This is a genomic window from Leptospira fletcheri, from assembly GCF_004769195.1.
Taxonomy (GTDB): domain Bacteria; phylum Spirochaetota; class Leptospiria; order Leptospirales; family Leptospiraceae; genus Leptospira_B; species Leptospira_B fletcheri.
Genome location: NZ_RQET01000009.1, coordinates 15,891 through 30,503 on the forward strand (window position 1 = coordinate 15,891; position 14,613 = coordinate 30,503).

The window sequence follows — 14,613 nt, forward strand, 5'->3', positions numbered from 1 at the left end:
GATAGATTCTGTTGGTAAGGAATCACTTAGGGTTATGAGATTCAAAGCGGATGTAATCCCTCTAAAAGCGGGAGCAATCGTATTTCGCCACCAAGCCCCTGGCGGAGAAAGCTCTTTACCTATATTAATTTATCAGATCAAAAACGATACGGAAAACTTATATTATGCGGAAGTACTACCCTTAAGCCAAGTTGGCTCGGGACGGAACATAGAGGAAGCTCTGGAAGATCTAAGCGACAGTGTCAAATGGTATCTCAAAGAAGCATTTGAAGATCCTGACAACACGGTTGTTGTCCTATTTTCGCCGGAGAAATTTCGTCTATACAAGAGGCTTCTTCCCCAAAAACAAAAAACGACTCCAAATACGGAATACTTTAGCACGTTTCGAAAAAGAGAATCCTTAGCAAATACGGATTCTTCACAATTTGTCATAGCCTAATTTTTATCTGTCGTTGGTCGAATGGGTTTTATTCGGAAGATCCCTTGATACCGTTGGCCATGCTAGAAACAATTGGGAGAGGCTTTGAAACTTCCTCCCGGAAAACCGATTGACTACTCGATTCATATATATTATAGCATATATATGAATCGAGCAAAGATATTCAAAAACGGAGACAGTCAGGCGGTTCGGCTACCGAAAGAATATAGATTCCAAGGGCGTGAGGTCTATATCAGAAAGGAAGGAGAAAACGTAATATTAACCCCAGTGGATGACGCTTTAGATCGATTCTGGAATACTTTGAATGAGTTTTCCGAGGACTTAGCCTTAGAGCGGAACCAGCCTAAAAAATACGAGCAACGCGATTCGATATGACGAAGGTTCTTTTAGATACGAATATCTGCATTTATATCATCAATAAGAGGCCGGACTCCGTTTATAAGAAATTTAAGAAAATAGAATTAGAAAACATCTATATTTCATCGATCACGGAATTTGAACTTCGATACGGTGTTCAGAAAAGCAGATTTTTTGAGAAAAATAAGAAAGCGCTAGATGATTTCCTGAATTACTTGAATATTCTTTCCTATGGCAGGGAAGAAACCGAGATTTCCGCCAGAATTCGATCTGAATTGGAAAAATCGGGAAATCCGATAGGACCTTACGACCTTCTGATAGCATCCCAAGCCGTCTCTAACGGATACATCCTTGTGACGAACAATGAAAAAGAATTCAAAAAAATCCGGGGCCTCAAGATCGAAAATTGGATCTAGGCAATCCCGGACAGAGCCGCCTCGCACTCAATTCCTTCTCAGATATTCCAGAAGGTTCATGCTCTCGTCGTCCCAACCTTCCGAAGCTGCCTCGATCCAATGGTCGAACTTCTCGCCGCTCGGATAACCGGAATTCGTTAAACGAAGAATGGTCGCCCCGTCTCCGTCTTTTTCGAATTCCAATTTCAGCTCGATGGACCCGGCGGGATGATCCTCCCATTCCAGGACCAACTCCTCGAACGGAACGATTTTCTTATAGATCCCGTTGGAAGTCAGCTCTCCTTCCGGGCCCAAATTCCAAGTCCAGGAAAACTTGGCTCCGATCTTCGGACGACCGGTAACCTTGTCCGCCAACCAATGGATCAACTCTTCGTTTACCGTAACCGCGCTCCAAACTTTTTCCAAAGGGAATTCGTACCGGAACTCCTTGACAATGCTTCTCGTATCCATACTCGAAAGGGCTTACCTTCAATGAAAATCTTTGTATAACTTCTGAAACAATACCTTCTCCAGAAACGACGGAGAGATGTTTCTCATCCATTTCAAAAAGAATCCGCTCTTATCCATGACCACCAATCTGGAATTCGGATCCTCTACCGCGCGAATCATTCTTCTCGCTACTTCTTCCGGGGTTTTGCTTTTCCCCTGGTAATGGGATTCTCCCAAACGATTTCCGTCCCCGTCCAAACCGTTGGCTCTAAGGTTCGTCTTTGTGTAAGGAGGACAAAAAATCACGAATCTAAGTCCGTCTTCTCCCAACTCGATCCGAGCCGACTCCATGACCGCGTGCAAAGCAGCTTTGGAAGCGGAATAGGCGCTCCTTCCCGGAATTCCGTACAAACCGCTTACGGTGGAAGTCACGACTACCACGCCTTTCTTTTTTTTGATATAGGGAAGCAAGCGTAACGTAAGAAGAACGGGACCGAAAAAATTCACTTCGAACGCTTTCCGAAACGCCTCCATCTGCGTCTGGTCCAACCTGGAGTGCGCGGTGATGCCTGCGTTATTGAAGAGCACATCCACCCCGTCCGTGATCTTGGCCAACTTACTCGCCGCCTTATTGATTTCCTTTTCCGAGGAGAGATCTGCCGAAATATGGAAAAGATCCGCGGATACTTGGGTCAGTTTCTTTTCCGCCTTCGCGATCAGATCCGGCTTGGACCGGGAAAGATTGATGACCCTGCAAGGAATCTTAGACAGGATTCCGAGAAGGGATTCCCCGATTCCGGAGGACCCTCCGGTAATTACGACGGTTTTACCGCGCCAAGCGTCTACATGCATTGCGGTTTATCCTTCCATCTTCGAAATCGGATTCAAGAATTTTTTATGCCTTGGATCGTTACGATCTATCTCGAAACCGGATCGGAAATTCCTTCCGCTCCCACCTCGTCCTGGATCAATCTCGCTTCCGCGCGAAAAGTCATGTACGACCAAACCCAAGTGATCATGATGGAAACCTTGTTCTTGAACCCTACTTGGTAGAACAAGTGTACGAAGAGCCAAGCCAACCAACCGAAAAACCCTTTCATCTTCCAAACTCCCACCTGAGCGACTGCGTCCTGCCGACCGATGGTGGCCATGCTTCCCTTGTCCACGTATTTAAAGGGGGATCGTTTTTTCCCCTTCAAGTCCCCTTTGATCAAGGATGCCGCATAACGTCCTTGCTGCATTGCCACCGGAGAGACTCCTGGTAGAGGGCGCTCCAAACCTTTGGAGTAGGAAGCGATGTCCCCGATCACGAACACTTCCGGATGCCCTTCTATATTGCAGAATTCGTCCACGATCACCCTGCCCGAACGATCCAAGGCCGTGCCCAAGGATTTGCTGATCTCGTTCGCCTGGACCCCCGCCGCCCAGATCACGCTGGAAGACCGAATCACTCGACCTTCCAAATGCACACCCTCCGAGTCGATATTCGTGACCTTGGTCCCGACGAGCACCTCGACTCCCCTCTTTTCCAGACGTTTCTTGGCAAATTCGCTTAACGACGGATGAAATGTCGCCAACAACCGTGGGGAAGCCTCGATCAAAGTGATTTTGGACAAAGCCGGATCTATCGTATGGAATTCGTTCCTTACGATCTCGTGGGAAAGCTCCGCAATAGAGCCTGCCAATTCCACTCCGGTGGGGCCTCCGCCGATGATTACGTAATTCAAAAGCGCCTTGGCCGCGTCCTTGTCCTCCTCCAGTTCCGCTCGTTCGAACGAAAGCAAAAGTTTCGTCCGGATCCGGAGAGCGTCTTTAAGATTCTTCAGACCTGTGGTATATTCCTTCCAATGGTCGTTTCCGAAATAACTGGATTTCGCTCCCGCGGCCAAAATGAGATAATCGTAATCCTGCGAGTGTCCTTGAAAGAAAACCTTCCTGGACTGAATGTCTATCTTTTCCGCCTCTCCCAGATAGACGGTGACGTTTTCCCGGTCACCGACCAAGGAACGCGTCGGAATCGCGATGTCCGCGGGACTTAACACTGCGGTCGCGACCTGGTACAGCAAAGGCTGAAACAGGTGGTGGTTCTTTTTATCTATAACGATGATTTCTACGGATTCGTTTTGGGAAAGTTTCTGGATCGCCTGTAAGCCGCCGAAACCGGCTCCTATGATCACCACCTTCTTTTTTTCCGTTTTATGGGGCATACTTGACTCCGTTTTTACTTAAGATGAATTCCAGCAGACCTTCGGCGGCCTCGGAAACGATGGACTGGACTTCCTCGAAGTCCTTTAAAGTTCCATAATATGGGTCGGGGACGTCCGAATCCTTTCCTTCCCCTTTTTGGAATTTCCGGTAGAGGTGGATCTTTTTTCTTTCCTCCTCTCCCGACGCAAGACTCAATAGATCCTTCAGGTTGGAGCGATCCATAGCAAGAACGTGATCGAACGCATCGAAATCCGATTTCTGAAATTGCCTGGCTCGATGGACCAATTCGATCCCCTTTTTTCTCGCCGCTTGGCGCGTACGCATATCCGGAAGTTCACCGAGGTGGTATCTGGATGTTCCACAGGAATCTATTTCGAAATATCTCTCGATTCCTTTCTTTCTGACCAGATCCTGAAAGGCGCCTTCTGCCGCGGGGGACCTACAGATATTCCCCAGACAAACGAACAAAACTCTGATTTTGATCTCGGGGGATTGTTCTTCCGAAGACTGCATGGAAATCCGACCTATTTAAGCCCGATTTTCTCCCAAAGAAATTCGGGCACCGCCTTCATCAGTGCTCCGACAAAGGCCCAGGGAAACCAAGGAACGATCGCGGAACGCACTCTAGACTCGATTCGATCATGGATTTTTTTGGCGCCTACGGAAACGGGCACCACGAAAGGGCGACTCTTTAATTGTTGGTTGATGGGCGTATCGATAAATCCTGGATGGATAACCGTAACGGAAATTCCGTATTTTCGAACCTCGCCTCTCAGAGCCTCCAGGTACGTGGACACTCCCGCCTTGGAAGCGCTATAACTGGAGGAGCCCGGTAGTCCGCGGAACGAAGCCACGGAAGAAATTCCCACAATCTGACCGCTTTTCTGTTTCTTAAAAAATTCCAATACCGCCGACGCGCCCGCCATCAAGCCGATCAAATTCGTCTCTATCACTTGCTTGTCCGCCTCGAAACTCTTTTGTCCGAAGGAAGAAGTCGTGGAAATACCCGCATTCGCGATGAACAGGTCCAAACCTCCGAGATCTTTGATGAAAGCGGGAAGAACCTTGAAGTTCTGGTCCGTGTCCGAAACGTCCAAGGGTTTTGTGACAATTTTGCCCTTCCCTCCGGCCGACCGGATCTCCTTTGCCAGGTCGTCCAGGCTCTTCTTTTTCCGGGAAGTCAAAGCAAGATCATGACCTGCTTTTCCGTAAATCAAAGCGAGTTCCCTACCGATTCCGGAACTTGCTCCCGTAATAATCACTTTTTTAGAGACCCGACTTTCCGACATTGTAATAAAGGTCCTTTTTATTCATTAAATTGATTTACCAGCTAGACGGGAAAGGAATTATTTTACCAGTAAAATACCTCATAAAAGAATGACGTATAGCTCTACAAAAGAACGAAATACCGAGACATTCCCCCGATAACATGCGAAATTTCGAAGACGAATTAAATACGAAAGATAGGGAGATCGAAAGACTCAAGAAACTCCTAGCCCTAGCTGAACGTGTTTCCCGTCTCGGGGAAGAAGAACTCAAAGAGGCGGAGAGCATCCTAGGCGCCCAAGAAACCGCGGCCAATCTGGCAAGAACGGAACTTCTCGAAATGCGGGACCGATTCAAAGGGCTAGGGCCGACCTCCTCGGAACGGAAAACCGCAATACTCGAAATCGTCAACGATAGACAAACTTCCCTCTCCGGCTTAGCTAGCAAGTTTGAGGAGATGGGCAAGAAGCACGACTACTTCTACTCGGATTTTTTCAGAATCGTCGCCAATCTGGACCTACCGGAATCCGAAGCGAGAACGCTATGGAAGGAAATCTATGCCCACGCGGAGGAAGTAAGCCGCAAGTTGGGCCGAAGCATGAACTTCGTAGTCGCCTTATTGGATTATATATATCTAAAGAACAGGCTGATCGAAAATCCCAAGATTGTGGACATGTATTCCTTCGAGGAGATTATCCTGAATGCGGTCATAGACGAAGGCACCGGAATCTATAACCGTCGCTATTTCAATCTGGTGTTGAATAAGGAGATCAACAGAAGCAGACGTTATAAGAGAAACTTCTGCCTGTTTCTTTTCGACTTGGACAATTTCAAACGAATCAACGATTCCAAAGGCCATTCCTTCGGAGACGATATTCTAAAACTTGTCGCCGGAACTCTCATGTACGCGTTCCGTACGGAGGACATCAGTTGCAGAGTGGGAGGAGAAGAATTCGCGGTAATACTTCCGGAGACCACCCGCGAAAATTCCACCGTGGCGATAGAAAGATTCCGCACATATCTCAGAAATTCATCCAAAAACGATTTCGGCCTCGAAGTGACCGTATCCGGGGGAGTATCCGAATATCCGCTCGACTCGGAGGAAGGTGGACACCTTTATTCCATCGCCGATGCGCGCCTATACGAAGCCAAATCCGCGGGTAAAGACAAAATCACTTACTGACCCTGGCGCGTTTCTCCGCATAATTCCTGTCAGTCGATCCTTATTCCTGGATCTGGTACTCGATTTCCTTAGTGGTGATTTCGTTCAACTTAGAAATCAGAAGTTCGTTCGTATTCGCCAGGCGATCCGCTAAAATCCGAACCATTTTTGCGGCGAATTCGGGGTTGGACAATAGGTATTTCTCCAGTTGCTGCTTGCTTTCTATGCTTGCCAACTCGGTGTTCATGACCGCTCTCGCAGTCGCACTCCGAGGCTTGGCGCGGAAGAGAGCCATTTCACCGAAAAAGTCGCCTTTTTTCATCAAGGCCAGGCGAGTGGCCGTATTCTTATGAGTGAAGAAGACTTCCACCATTCCCGAAAGAACGATGTACATGGAATTATTATTGTCCCCTTCCCTAAAAATGATTTGTCCGGACTGCACTACGATCTTATTCATTCCACCCCCTGTTAAAATAATTCGGCGTTTCGAACTAGCTTGCCAACCCGCTAGTACAATAGACTATACGTTTCGATGAATTCTATCCTTTCTTTGGGCTTAGAAGGCCTCGGGTTATTCCTCCTTGCCTTCCTATTACTCCTCTTTCCCTCGTTTCGAGGCCTATTCGAAAGTCGCGCCGCCAAGACGCATTCCGGAACGAAAACCAGGAGTGCCGTCGTCGACTTCGTCAGAGGCGTTTCGATTTCCGGAATTGTGGCCATACACTTATCCTCGTACTATCGTTTTTTCGGACCCCAAGAGCCGTTCTCCGATTGGGCCTTAGCCGTTTCGAATCTAGCTAGATTTTCCGTACCCGCTTTTCTTATATCATCGGGAATCTACCTCTCGTACTCGAGTTTTTCCTCTTACACGAAACCTAAGATTCTAGGCTTGATCCTGCCGTACACACTGGTATTTTTGATCGCCGCGGGCCTAAAATACGGGCTCCCTCCGGATGGGAAGACCTGGCTGACTTCGTACGCACAGGGGTCGATCTTTGCTCCGTATTATTTCGTGCCTCTGATGGTCCAGGCATACGTCTTGTTCCCGTTTCTACTCTCGGCCTCGAATCGAATTCCGTGGCTGGCCCTGCTCCTGGAGACTCTCTTCCTGAACGTCGTATCGAACCATATTTTCGATTATTTCGATCTCGGAATCAAAGGCTGGGAGCCGATCCTACTCACCCACTTTCTAATTTTCTTTACGGTCGGAGTTCTCTCCTCCGAAAAATTCAAGCGCCCGGAAGAGTTCGAAGCTCTCCTCATGCCGAAAACGTCGGACGCTTCGGGCTTTTGGAAATTCCTGACGTTTTCCTTGGTAGTCTATTCGCTGACCGTATTAGTTCTGACGTTCCGCTTTTCGATGGAAGTATCGAACCACCTCGTTTTCTATCCGCTCGGAATGTTCTTGGTCCTCTTTTTTTGGGGAAGAAAAATCGAGACCGCAGGTCCCCCTCCCCTACCCTATCGGATTTTTTGCGCTCTTGGACGGGGGAGTATAGGAATCTTCCTCCTCCACCCGGTCCTAATCCATTTTTTCCATGCGCACAATCCGTTCGATCCGAGATGGGCTCAAATCCCGTTTTATTTCGCGACTTGGATCCTGAATCTGGCCATCCCTTGGGTCGTATGGGAAGCGCTCTCCACCGCATTACGTCGCATTTTAAGGAAGGGGCAACAGACTTAGGACATTCCGTTTTTAAACCTGGGGTCGTCCGTCACACCGGATTCCCTGACTTCGGAAAGGGCCTCGGCGTAAGCAAGAAGGACCCGAAGCGCATACGTGCTTCTCTCTCTGATGTACGAATCCTCTTGGGAAACCGGGTCCCCCGGATTTACGAGATGTTCCGTATCTCGAAACAGAAGTTGTTCCGGAATATGACAAAGCTTGCTGTTTTTATAGCTACTGCCCCGCAGTTCATCCACGGGAAAAGCGCCTCCGCGGCCCGCGGAAACACCCACAAGAAGGGAAGGCTTATGGCCCAGTTGAACGGTTCCTGCATAAAGAAAAAAATTCTTCAACGCGGGGCTGGCCATCCCGGCGTATTCCGGACTAATCGTTACGAAGCCTTCACACCCGCGAAGTTCGGAGTCTATCGGTTTCCAAATCGAATCCCACTCCGGACCGCCGTCCCAAAAACTTTCCTGCCAAATCGGTAACGGAGTCTTGCCAAGGTCCAAAGTCCAAGTCTGTACGGCCATGTCCTTTAATTTCTGAGCCAGAAAATTCCCTACCTTGGCGGATTGGGACTCTTTCCTATGCGAACCGACGATAATACCTATTTTCATTTGCACCTTAAACGAACTTCGCCTACCTTTCTGGGAAGGCTTACAGACGCTCGAATTTATCCAATGAAAAAAATTTTTCCCGAACGAGAACGAATAAAAACTCGCTGCGTAACGGTCAGCGAATTCCGTATTTTTTCTTTAAAGTAGAAAGATCTCTCAGGAATAAATCCTTGGTTTTCGAGGGTAAAGATTTCAAATCCAGGATTACACGATCGGGGACCTTCCGGGGTGAAATCGTTTCACCCCCCCTACCTTCCTTTTTTTTCAGGAGAGTTTCCAGATTTTTTACGGATGCCTCTCTTCCCGAGCGCAACAAGTCACCGACAGACTTCTGATCCAACCTCGCAATCGAACTCAATTGTTTCACATACCTTTCCGTATAGCCTAGCAACTTGGCGACCTCTTCGGCCGTTTTCTTTTTTTCCTTGCGCAGATATTGGATCGCTCTCCCTACTTCCCAGGGATTCAGACTTTTTCTCTTTTCGTTTTCCGCCAGAGCCATCTCGTAACAGCGATCCTCGGACGCGTCGGTTTCCACCGCGGCGATGGACTTCCATCCCAAAATCTTCGCGGCCTGGTATCGCCTTTCCCCCGCCACGATCTGAAATTTCTTACCCGCTCTCCGGACTACGATGGGTTCGATTAGACCCAGGCGACGCATAGATTCTGTCAGATCGCTTACTTCTTCCCTGCCGAAAATCCTAGGCTGCTCGGGATTCGGCTGTATATCTCCGACGGAAATCTCTTTCCGCGAGGATTCTTCTCCGCCGAACGCCGTCAGCAGATCCATACCGGCAAACTCAGCTCTCTTGGCCATTCGCCCTCCTTACCACTTCCTCCGCCAGAGCGGAAAACATCTGCATCGCCTTCGGGTCGTATTCGGATAACAACTTCCGTTTCGCCTGTGACTGAGGAATCGCCTCTCTCCTGTACACGACGGAATCAAAAACCGGAAAATATTTCCGAATCGCGTCCGCGAGCCCGGACAACGCCCTGGAATCCTCGTATTGGTTCAGTACCGCCCCGAGTAACCCCAAATCGGGATTCGCTTTCTTACGGATTTTTTCTATCGTGCCGTGCAAATCCTTCAACCCCTGAACGCTAAAGGCTCTCGTCTGAATGGGAACCAGGACTAGATCCGCGGCAATGAGCGCATTCTCCAGAATTAAACCGAGGGACGGCGGGCAGTCTATGATGACGTATTCGTAGGACGACCTGACGGGCAGCAGGGCGTCCTTCAATAACTCGAAGTCGTCGCGTTCGTACGGAGTCGTAAAATTCGCCAGATGAATGGAGGACGGAATTAGATCCAAGCCGGGAGCAAGATTCAGGACGATTTCGGAAATCGGAATCGTCGAATCGCCCCGATAGCCTAGAGAATGGAATACCGATTTCTCGACTTGGCCGACATACAGTTGGGTGATATTTGCCTGAGCATCCCAATCGATCAACAGGACTTTTTTTCCCGATTTGGCCAAGGCTTCGGCAAGACAAATGGAAACTGTGGTCTTACCCTCGCCGCCTTTTTGATTCGAAACCGCGATCACAATTGATTCGTATCCGCTTTTCCTCTTCTTCCGGAAATATTTATCTAAAATTTCCTCTTTATACTTCCCCTTGCCCTGGACCGGAATATTCCAAGCCTCCGCCTTTTGGCGAAATTCCTCTTCGGAAGAGACCGCATACACCGAGAGAATCTCCCGAATTTCCAACACCCTATCTTTCATTTTTCCGGAACCTTAGCCTCTTGATCCCTTTACTGATCCGTTTTGTCAATCAAACCTATGTCTCATTCCATCGGATAAGGCGAAAAAACGAGATTGCTTGGAGGCGGGTAGGGGAGGAGACTAGTAGAATCATTTACCGGGTTCGAACTGGGGTGAAATCGTTTCACCCTCCCCGGATCCGAAAAACGATGAAAAAGAAATACTCGCGCATTTTAAAGATATTCCTTCCTTTTTTACTATTCTCAATCGCCTCGAATATACATTCCCAGGAAATCCCTAAAAAAGAACCCCGGCTTGGGGTACAAAACGGCAAAGTGGCCGAAATAGGATCTTCTCCGGAAGCGAAAATCGGATTCTGGAAAGGGTTTTGGAGCCGATCTTCCGCGACCGTGCTCGCGGGAGAGAACGGAGGACAGCATATCTTCGAATCCGGTACCAAATACCCGAATCTTTCTGGAGCGGAGGCAGGATCCAGGATCACGTATAGTCGTGAATTTTCCTACGGCGGGATAGAGCTCAGGCATTGGTGGCAAAAATGGGAGTTAACCGCCGGTTATAGAACTAACGGACGGAATACTAGAGTAGGGCAGGGGAGGGACGAAGACTTCGCAATGGCAAACTTCTCGGTCGAAAGAGGGAATAAGTTTTCGTTCAGAGAGTGGAGCTTTTACGATACGCCGTATACGTTCAGCGGCACTAAGAACTTTGCCGACGGCAGAGGGCGACTTAAAATGAAGCAGGACAGAATCAGTCTCACTTTACGACGCTATCTAGGCGACAGCGATCCCGACGGCAGAAAAGAAGGGAAAGGACTTTTTTTGTCCGCCGGAATCCACTATACTTACTTCAAATATTATCTTTACGATGTGAACCAATGGATCGCATCCAATCCCATCTTTTACGGGCCGATTGGAATCGGGCTTAGTTTTTCCAACAGTACTTGGGAAATACCTGTCGGGATCGGCTACCGATATTCCGACGGGGCCTGGCTTTTCGAAGGGAGCTTCATGGGAAGCACCTGGTTCTCCCATTTCCGGGACTATCATTACCAAAGAAATCTGAATTTCATAGGCAATGCCGCCGGCTACGGCATCGAAACGAATCTAGGAGGCGGGAGGATCTGGAATTCCTGGCTGTTTTTCCTTCGCTTGACCGAGAACAGGTTGTACGGCGCGGGAAGTTTCCGAACGGCCGGAGGAATCAGCACAAGCGACATCCTATCGAACAGCGCAGGCAGCTACCGCAACTACTTAAGTACGAAACAATACAATATAGAATTCTCGATCACAAATTATCTGGAATGGATTTCAAAGTAAACAGAGGCAATTTGAAAAACAGGTTACTTATCCTCAATTTAGGCGGACCGCGACAACCGGACGAAATTCCGAAATTCCTATCGGACCTCTTCGAAGATCCTTTCGTTTTCGATCTACCCTTACCCGAATTTCTAAGAATGCCCTTGGCAAAGAAAGTCGCATCGTCTAGATCCAAAAAAGTACAGGAAACTTACGCCTCTATGGGATTCGGAGGGGGCTCTCCTCTCGTTTCCGAGACGGAGAAACAAGCGGAGGCTCTTAAAAAATTACTGGAAGAATCCGGAGAAAAATGGGAAGTAAAAATCGCCATGAGCTGCGGATATCCCGATCTCCGCGAGCTAGGACCCGACTGGACGGACCCAAGATCCGGAACGATCATTTTACCTCTATACCCTCAATACTCCAGATCGACCGTGCTATCCACGGCCATGTTGTTAAAGAAAAGCTTAGGCTTCTGCCCGGCCGGTCATCCCAATTGGGTCCTTCCTTTTTCGGACAGAATCGAATACCTGGAATCCGTCCGTGATCTGATTCTAGAGTATTTCCAAGGAAAATTGAAGCGGGAAGATTTCCTCCACCTCGGGGAGAGTCCGGTTACAAACTGGCAAAATATCGATCTGATTTTCAGTGCGCATGGGATTCCCTTAAGATTGATCCGAAAGGGAGATACCTACTTAAACGAAATCGAAAAGAACGCACGAGACCTGGAAGGACTTTTGAGAGAAAAAGGATTCGCGGGGAATGTTCACTTGTCCTTTCAAAGCAGGGTCGGCCCCTCCAAGTGGACAAGTCCGAATACGTTGGACAAAATCGCGGAGTTAGGAACGAAAAAAATCGAAAGAGTAGCGGTATATCCGATCAGCTTCGTCAGCGACCATCTCGAGACGCTCGAAGAAATAGGTGTGCAAATCAGAGAACACGCCGTAGCTAACGGAATCCGAGAATACTACAGGATCCCGGCCCTCGGATGCTACCCTGCCTTTTTAGAAGCCCTAAGCAAATTCGTATTCGAGACAAAACTCGATCTAGAAAGAGGAGGGACGAGGGAATCCTGTCTCTGCTTTACGAGAGGCGGATACGATCCCAAAAAAGAAAACACGAGATGCATCGCCGAGCGGTAAGGATCATTCTATTTAGGCCGCCGACTCGTCCTTTAAGAAAGAGATGCTGAACGGATACTTCCATCTGACACCGTCGGCCGCCTTGATGGCTCCTATGATCGGAAAAATCAAATAACACACACCGAGCAAAATCAGAAAAGGAATGCCGATCAGAATTAGACAGAGAATCCCGAGGACGACTCCGTAAACTACGGAACTGATCATCCAATTGACCACGATCTTTCCCTGAGCGTCTACTTCCGCATCCGAATCCTTCTCGATCAGCCAGAGAATCAATGGGACGAGCAAGCCCACTCCCGGAAACAGAAAAGCGGAATAGAGAGATAGATGAAGCACCATACAATACTGGTTTACGGTCATCCCAAGGCGCTCGTTAGCGCGAGGGTAGGGGGAATCTAGAATTTTCTTCTTTTCGGCTTCATATTCCTCTTCGGAAATCGCCCCTTTCTGTTTCAGCTCGTTCAATTTTTCCAGTTCGTCGTATTTCATCCGTTTTTCCCCCGGTCCATCCTCAAGTTACGGCGTAAGCCCGTTCCAAAATCGATTTCAAACCGATACCCTGCCTGAAATTACCTTCCACTTTGATTTCCGGCGGCAAGAGTCGATCAAGTTCCTTATTAAAGGAATACAATTGAGGTCCGTAAACGGGAATAGCTTCCTTCCATACGGTCACATAATGATTGAGCGGGCCCGAACTTTCCGGTAAAAGTTTTTTCCGATCCTCTTCTACGATCCCTATGATATCGTCCTCCGACCTGGTCGCGATCTCTCTGTCACCGGCTCCTCCGTATATGTACGTCTCGGAGTGTATTCCTTTTTCCGATCTACTGGGAAAAATGAAATCGTTCAACAAAATCCCTCTTACTCGCACGCCCAATTCGGAGGAAAACGTTTTGTGATCCTTGGGAAAGAGGATCCCGAAACCTTTCTTTCCTTGGAGGACGGAATCTTTTCCGAATCTGGTCACGCTAACCACGGGCAAAAGTTCCAGCACTCCTTGGTAGGATTTAAGTTCCGGAAATTCCCCCTTTAATATCCTCAGACTGGAATTCAATCCGGTAGCGATCGTGATCTTAGATCCGGGAAATTTCTTCCGAAGATCCTTTAGATTCGTCACTTCCTCGTCGTAACGAATTTCTCCGTCTTGGGTCACTCTCGCTTCCAACGCTCCGATCAGAGTACCGATCCCTCCGCGAAAGCTGACCGTTCCTTTTCTTCCCGGCAATACTTTCGGCTGAAGCTTCATGGACTTGGAATAAGCCATCATGTTTTTCCAAAGGGTTTGGTCTTGGAGTAGAAACTTTCCGAAGACGAATTCCGCGGACATCGCGTCCAAATCTCCTGCATAGATACCGCCGAGGGCAGGCTCCAGCAATTTTGCGACTGCCGCTTCGCCTAACACCCGTTTGCCCCAATGGAACACGGATTCCCCAGGCTCGGGTTTGGAAGGCTTGGAGAAAGCTCCGTATAGAACCCTCAAGATTTCCGAAAAACTCAACGGAATCCTTCTGGGTTTGCCGTTCGCGAAGATGTATCTTTTTTGGGCCGCAGAATCCGGAAAGAGTAGATCCAAACCCAAACGTGCGGCCAATTTTTCCAACTGCCAGGAATTCAGGATGCCGTTCGCGGCAGTCTCCACGATTCCGTATTCCGTTCTGACGGAATGGATCAAGCCTCCTGTGCTATCCTTCTTTTCCAATACCAACACGGATTCCCCTTTTTCCAACGCGAGGAACGCGTGTACAAGACCGGTAAATCCGGCGCCTATAACGATTTGATCTGGGATCTGTTTCGCCACGGATACATGGTAGAATCCTTGAAACTTCTGGCAATAACATTGCCCTCTCCGATTCGAGGAAAGAACCGGATCGGAGACTAAGAAATAT

18 protein-coding genes are annotated in these 14,613 nt (G+C 48.5%); 7 read left to right on the forward strand and 11 right to left on the reverse strand.

The genetic code is table 11. From position 1 onward, the window contains the following. The first annotated feature begins 34 nt into the window (after positions 1-34). The 3 genes from EHO60_RS12155 to vapC all read left to right on the forward strand — a co-directional run bounded on the left by EHO60_RS12155 (position 35) and on the right by vapC (position 1,212). Positions 35-439 (forward strand): hypothetical protein, encoded by a 405-nt coding sequence (locus EHO60_RS12155; protein ID WP_135768481.1) that lies wholly within the window; start codon positions 35-37, stop codon positions 437-439. A 144-nt stretch (positions 440-583) separates the two neighbouring features. Beyond that, on the forward strand, positions 584-814 hold the full coding sequence (gene vapB / locus EHO60_RS12160; protein WP_135768482.1) for a type II toxin-antitoxin system antitoxin VapB: 231 nt from the start codon (positions 584-586) through the stop codon (positions 812-814). After that, positions 811-1,212: a type II toxin-antitoxin system tRNA(fMet)-specific endonuclease VapC gene (gene vapC / locus EHO60_RS12165; RefSeq protein ID WP_135768483.1), complete on the forward strand. Its 402-nt coding sequence runs from the start codon at positions 811-813 to the stop codon at positions 1,210-1,212. The genes vapB and vapC overlap by 4 nt, the downstream gene beginning before the upstream one ends. A 27-nt stretch (positions 1,213-1,239) precedes the next feature. On the opposite strand, the gene EHO60_RS12170 is transcribed toward vapC, so the two are convergent. The 5 genes from EHO60_RS12170 to EHO60_RS12190 all read right to left on the reverse strand — a co-directional run bounded on the left by EHO60_RS12170 (position 1,240) and on the right by EHO60_RS12190 (position 5,138). Continuing rightward, positions 1,240-1,662 (reverse strand): SRPBCC family protein, encoded by a 423-nt coding sequence (locus EHO60_RS12170; RefSeq protein ID WP_135768484.1) that lies wholly within the window; start codon positions 1,660-1,662, stop codon positions 1,240-1,242. An 18-nt stretch (positions 1,663-1,680) separates the two neighbouring features. Continuing rightward, complete coding sequence (locus EHO60_RS12175; RefSeq protein ID WP_135768485.1) at positions 1,681-2,493, reverse strand: SDR family NAD(P)-dependent oxidoreductase; 813 nt, start codon at positions 2,491-2,493, stop codon at positions 1,681-1,683. Positions 2,494-2,558: 65 nt separating this feature from the next. Then, positions 2,559-3,848: an NAD(P)/FAD-dependent oxidoreductase gene (locus tag EHO60_RS12180; RefSeq protein WP_135768486.1), complete on the reverse strand. Its 1,290-nt coding sequence runs from the start codon at positions 3,846-3,848 to the stop codon at positions 2,559-2,561. After that, positions 3,838-4,362, reverse strand: coding sequence for a low molecular weight protein-tyrosine-phosphatase (locus EHO60_RS12185; RefSeq protein WP_135768487.1), 525 nt, complete (start codon positions 4,360-4,362; stop codon positions 3,838-3,840). Before EHO60_RS12185 ends, EHO60_RS12180 begins: the two co-directional genes overlap by 11 nt. Before the next feature lie 11 nt (positions 4,363-4,373). Then, positions 4,374-5,138: an SDR family NAD(P)-dependent oxidoreductase gene (locus EHO60_RS12190; protein WP_135768488.1), complete on the reverse strand. Its 765-nt coding sequence runs from the start codon at positions 5,136-5,138 to the stop codon at positions 4,374-4,376. A gap of 140 nt (positions 5,139-5,278) precedes the next feature. Here EHO60_RS12190 and EHO60_RS12195 point away from each other — a divergent pair, with 140 nt between their 5' ends. Continuing rightward, positions 5,279-6,298 carry a GGDEF domain-containing protein gene (locus EHO60_RS12195; RefSeq protein ID WP_135768489.1) on the forward strand — a complete coding sequence of 340 codons (1,020 nt, stop codon included), beginning with the start codon at positions 5,279-5,281 and terminating at the stop codon, positions 6,296-6,298. A gap of 40 nt (positions 6,299-6,338) precedes the next feature. Here EHO60_RS12195 and EHO60_RS12200 read toward each other — a convergent pair whose 3' ends face one another. Next, positions 6,339-6,734: a Crp/Fnr family transcriptional regulator gene (locus EHO60_RS12200; protein ID WP_135768490.1), complete on the reverse strand. Its 396-nt coding sequence runs from the start codon at positions 6,732-6,734 to the stop codon at positions 6,339-6,341. Between the two features lie 75 nt (positions 6,735-6,809). Between EHO60_RS12200 and EHO60_RS12205 the strand changes: the two genes are divergently transcribed. Continuing rightward, complete coding sequence (locus EHO60_RS12205) at positions 6,810-7,961, forward strand: acyltransferase family protein (protein ID WP_135768491.1); 1,152 nt, start codon at positions 6,810-6,812, stop codon at positions 7,959-7,961. On the opposite strand, the gene EHO60_RS12210 is transcribed toward EHO60_RS12205, so the two are convergent. From EHO60_RS12210 to EHO60_RS12220, 3 genes are all read right to left on the reverse strand, one after another. Beyond that, on the reverse strand, positions 7,958-8,563 hold the full coding sequence (locus tag EHO60_RS12210; protein ID WP_135768492.1) for an NADPH-dependent FMN reductase: 606 nt from the start codon (positions 8,561-8,563) through the stop codon (positions 7,958-7,960). The two genes, EHO60_RS12205 and EHO60_RS12210, sit on opposite strands and share 4 nt — an antisense overlap. Positions 8,564-8,678: 115 nt before the next feature. After that, positions 8,679-9,380 (reverse strand): ParB/RepB/Spo0J family partition protein, encoded by a 702-nt coding sequence (locus EHO60_RS12215; RefSeq protein ID WP_135768493.1) that lies wholly within the window; start codon positions 9,378-9,380, stop codon positions 8,679-8,681. Next, positions 9,364-10,290 carry a ParA family protein gene (locus EHO60_RS12220; RefSeq protein WP_135768494.1) on the reverse strand — a complete coding sequence of 309 codons (927 nt, stop codon included), beginning with the start codon at positions 10,288-10,290 and terminating at the stop codon, positions 9,364-9,366. Before EHO60_RS12220 ends, EHO60_RS12215 begins: the two co-directional genes overlap by 17 nt. A gap of 188 nt (positions 10,291-10,478) precedes the next feature. Between EHO60_RS12220 and EHO60_RS12225 the strand changes: the two genes are divergently transcribed. After that, entirely contained in the window at positions 10,479-11,606 is a 1,128-nt protein-coding gene (locus tag EHO60_RS12225; RefSeq protein WP_167880217.1) for a putative porin, read from the forward strand. 11 nt (positions 11,607-11,617) lie between these two features. Continuing rightward, positions 11,618-12,727 (forward strand): ferrochelatase, encoded by a 1,110-nt coding sequence (gene hemH / locus EHO60_RS12230; RefSeq protein WP_135768761.1) that lies wholly within the window; start codon positions 11,618-11,620, stop codon positions 12,725-12,727. Positions 12,728-12,739: 12 nt separating this feature from the next. Here the strand turns inward: hemH and EHO60_RS12235 are convergent, their stop codons facing one another. After that, positions 12,740-13,216, reverse strand: a complete 477-nt coding sequence (locus EHO60_RS12235; RefSeq protein WP_135768495.1) for a DUF4870 domain-containing protein — start codon at positions 13,214-13,216, stop codon at positions 12,740-12,742. Positions 13,217-13,238: 22 nt separating this feature from the next. Then, positions 13,239-14,525, reverse strand: coding sequence for a protoporphyrinogen oxidase (gene hemG, locus EHO60_RS12240; protein ID WP_135768496.1), 1,287 nt, complete (start codon positions 14,523-14,525; stop codon positions 13,239-13,241). Positions 14,526-14,613 lie beyond the last annotated feature (88 nt).

Bases quoted from the DNA above. Each gene is read 5' to 3' on its own strand.
- EHO60_RS12155 (WP_135768481.1), top strand. From the start codon at position 35: ATGAGATTCAAAGCGGATGTAATCCCTCTAAAAGCGGGAGCAATCGTA.
- vapB (WP_135768482.1), top strand. From the start codon at position 584: ATGAATCGAGCAAAGATATTCAAAAACGGAGACAGTCAGGCGGTTCGG.
- vapC (WP_135768483.1), top strand. From the start codon at position 811: ATGACGAAGGTTCTTTTAGATACGAATATCTGCATTTATATCATCAAT.
- EHO60_RS12170 (WP_135768484.1), bottom strand. From the start codon at position 1,662: ATGGATACGAGAAGCATTGTCAAGGAGTTCCGGTACGAATTCCCTTTG.
- EHO60_RS12175 (WP_135768485.1), bottom strand. From the start codon at position 2,493: ATGCATGTAGACGCTTGGCGCGGTAAAACCGTCGTAATTACCGGAGGG.
- EHO60_RS12180 (WP_135768486.1), bottom strand. From the start codon at position 3,848: ATGCCCCATAAAACGGAAAAAAAGAAGGTGGTGATCATAGGAGCCGGT.
- EHO60_RS12185 (WP_135768487.1), bottom strand. From the start codon at position 4,362: ATGCAGTCTTCGGAAGAACAATCCCCCGAGATCAAAATCAGAGTTTTG.
- EHO60_RS12190 (WP_135768488.1), bottom strand. From the start codon at position 5,138: ATGTCGGAAAGTCGGGTCTCTAAAAAAGTGATTATTACGGGAGCAAGT.
- EHO60_RS12195 (WP_135768489.1), top strand. From the start codon at position 5,279: ATGCGAAATTTCGAAGACGAATTAAATACGAAAGATAGGGAGATCGAA.
- EHO60_RS12200 (WP_135768490.1), bottom strand. From the start codon at position 6,734: ATGAATAAGATCGTAGTGCAGTCCGGACAAATCATTTTTAGGGAAGGG.
- EHO60_RS12205 (WP_135768491.1), top strand. From the start codon at position 6,810: ATGAATTCTATCCTTTCTTTGGGCTTAGAAGGCCTCGGGTTATTCCTC.
- EHO60_RS12210 (WP_135768492.1), bottom strand. From the start codon at position 8,563: ATGAAAATAGGTATTATCGTCGGTTCGCATAGGAAAGAGTCCCAATCC.
- EHO60_RS12215 (WP_135768493.1), bottom strand. From the start codon at position 9,380: ATGGCCAAGAGAGCTGAGTTTGCCGGTATGGATCTGCTGACGGCGTTC.
- EHO60_RS12220 (WP_135768494.1), bottom strand. From the start codon at position 10,290: ATGAAAGATAGGGTGTTGGAAATTCGGGAGATTCTCTCGGTGTATGCG.
- EHO60_RS12225 (WP_167880217.1), top strand. From the start codon at position 10,479: ATGAAAAAGAAATACTCGCGCATTTTAAAGATATTCCTTCCTTTTTTA.
- EHO60_RS12235 (WP_135768495.1), bottom strand. From the start codon at position 13,216: ATGAAATACGACGAACTGGAAAAATTGAACGAGCTGAAACAGAAAGGG.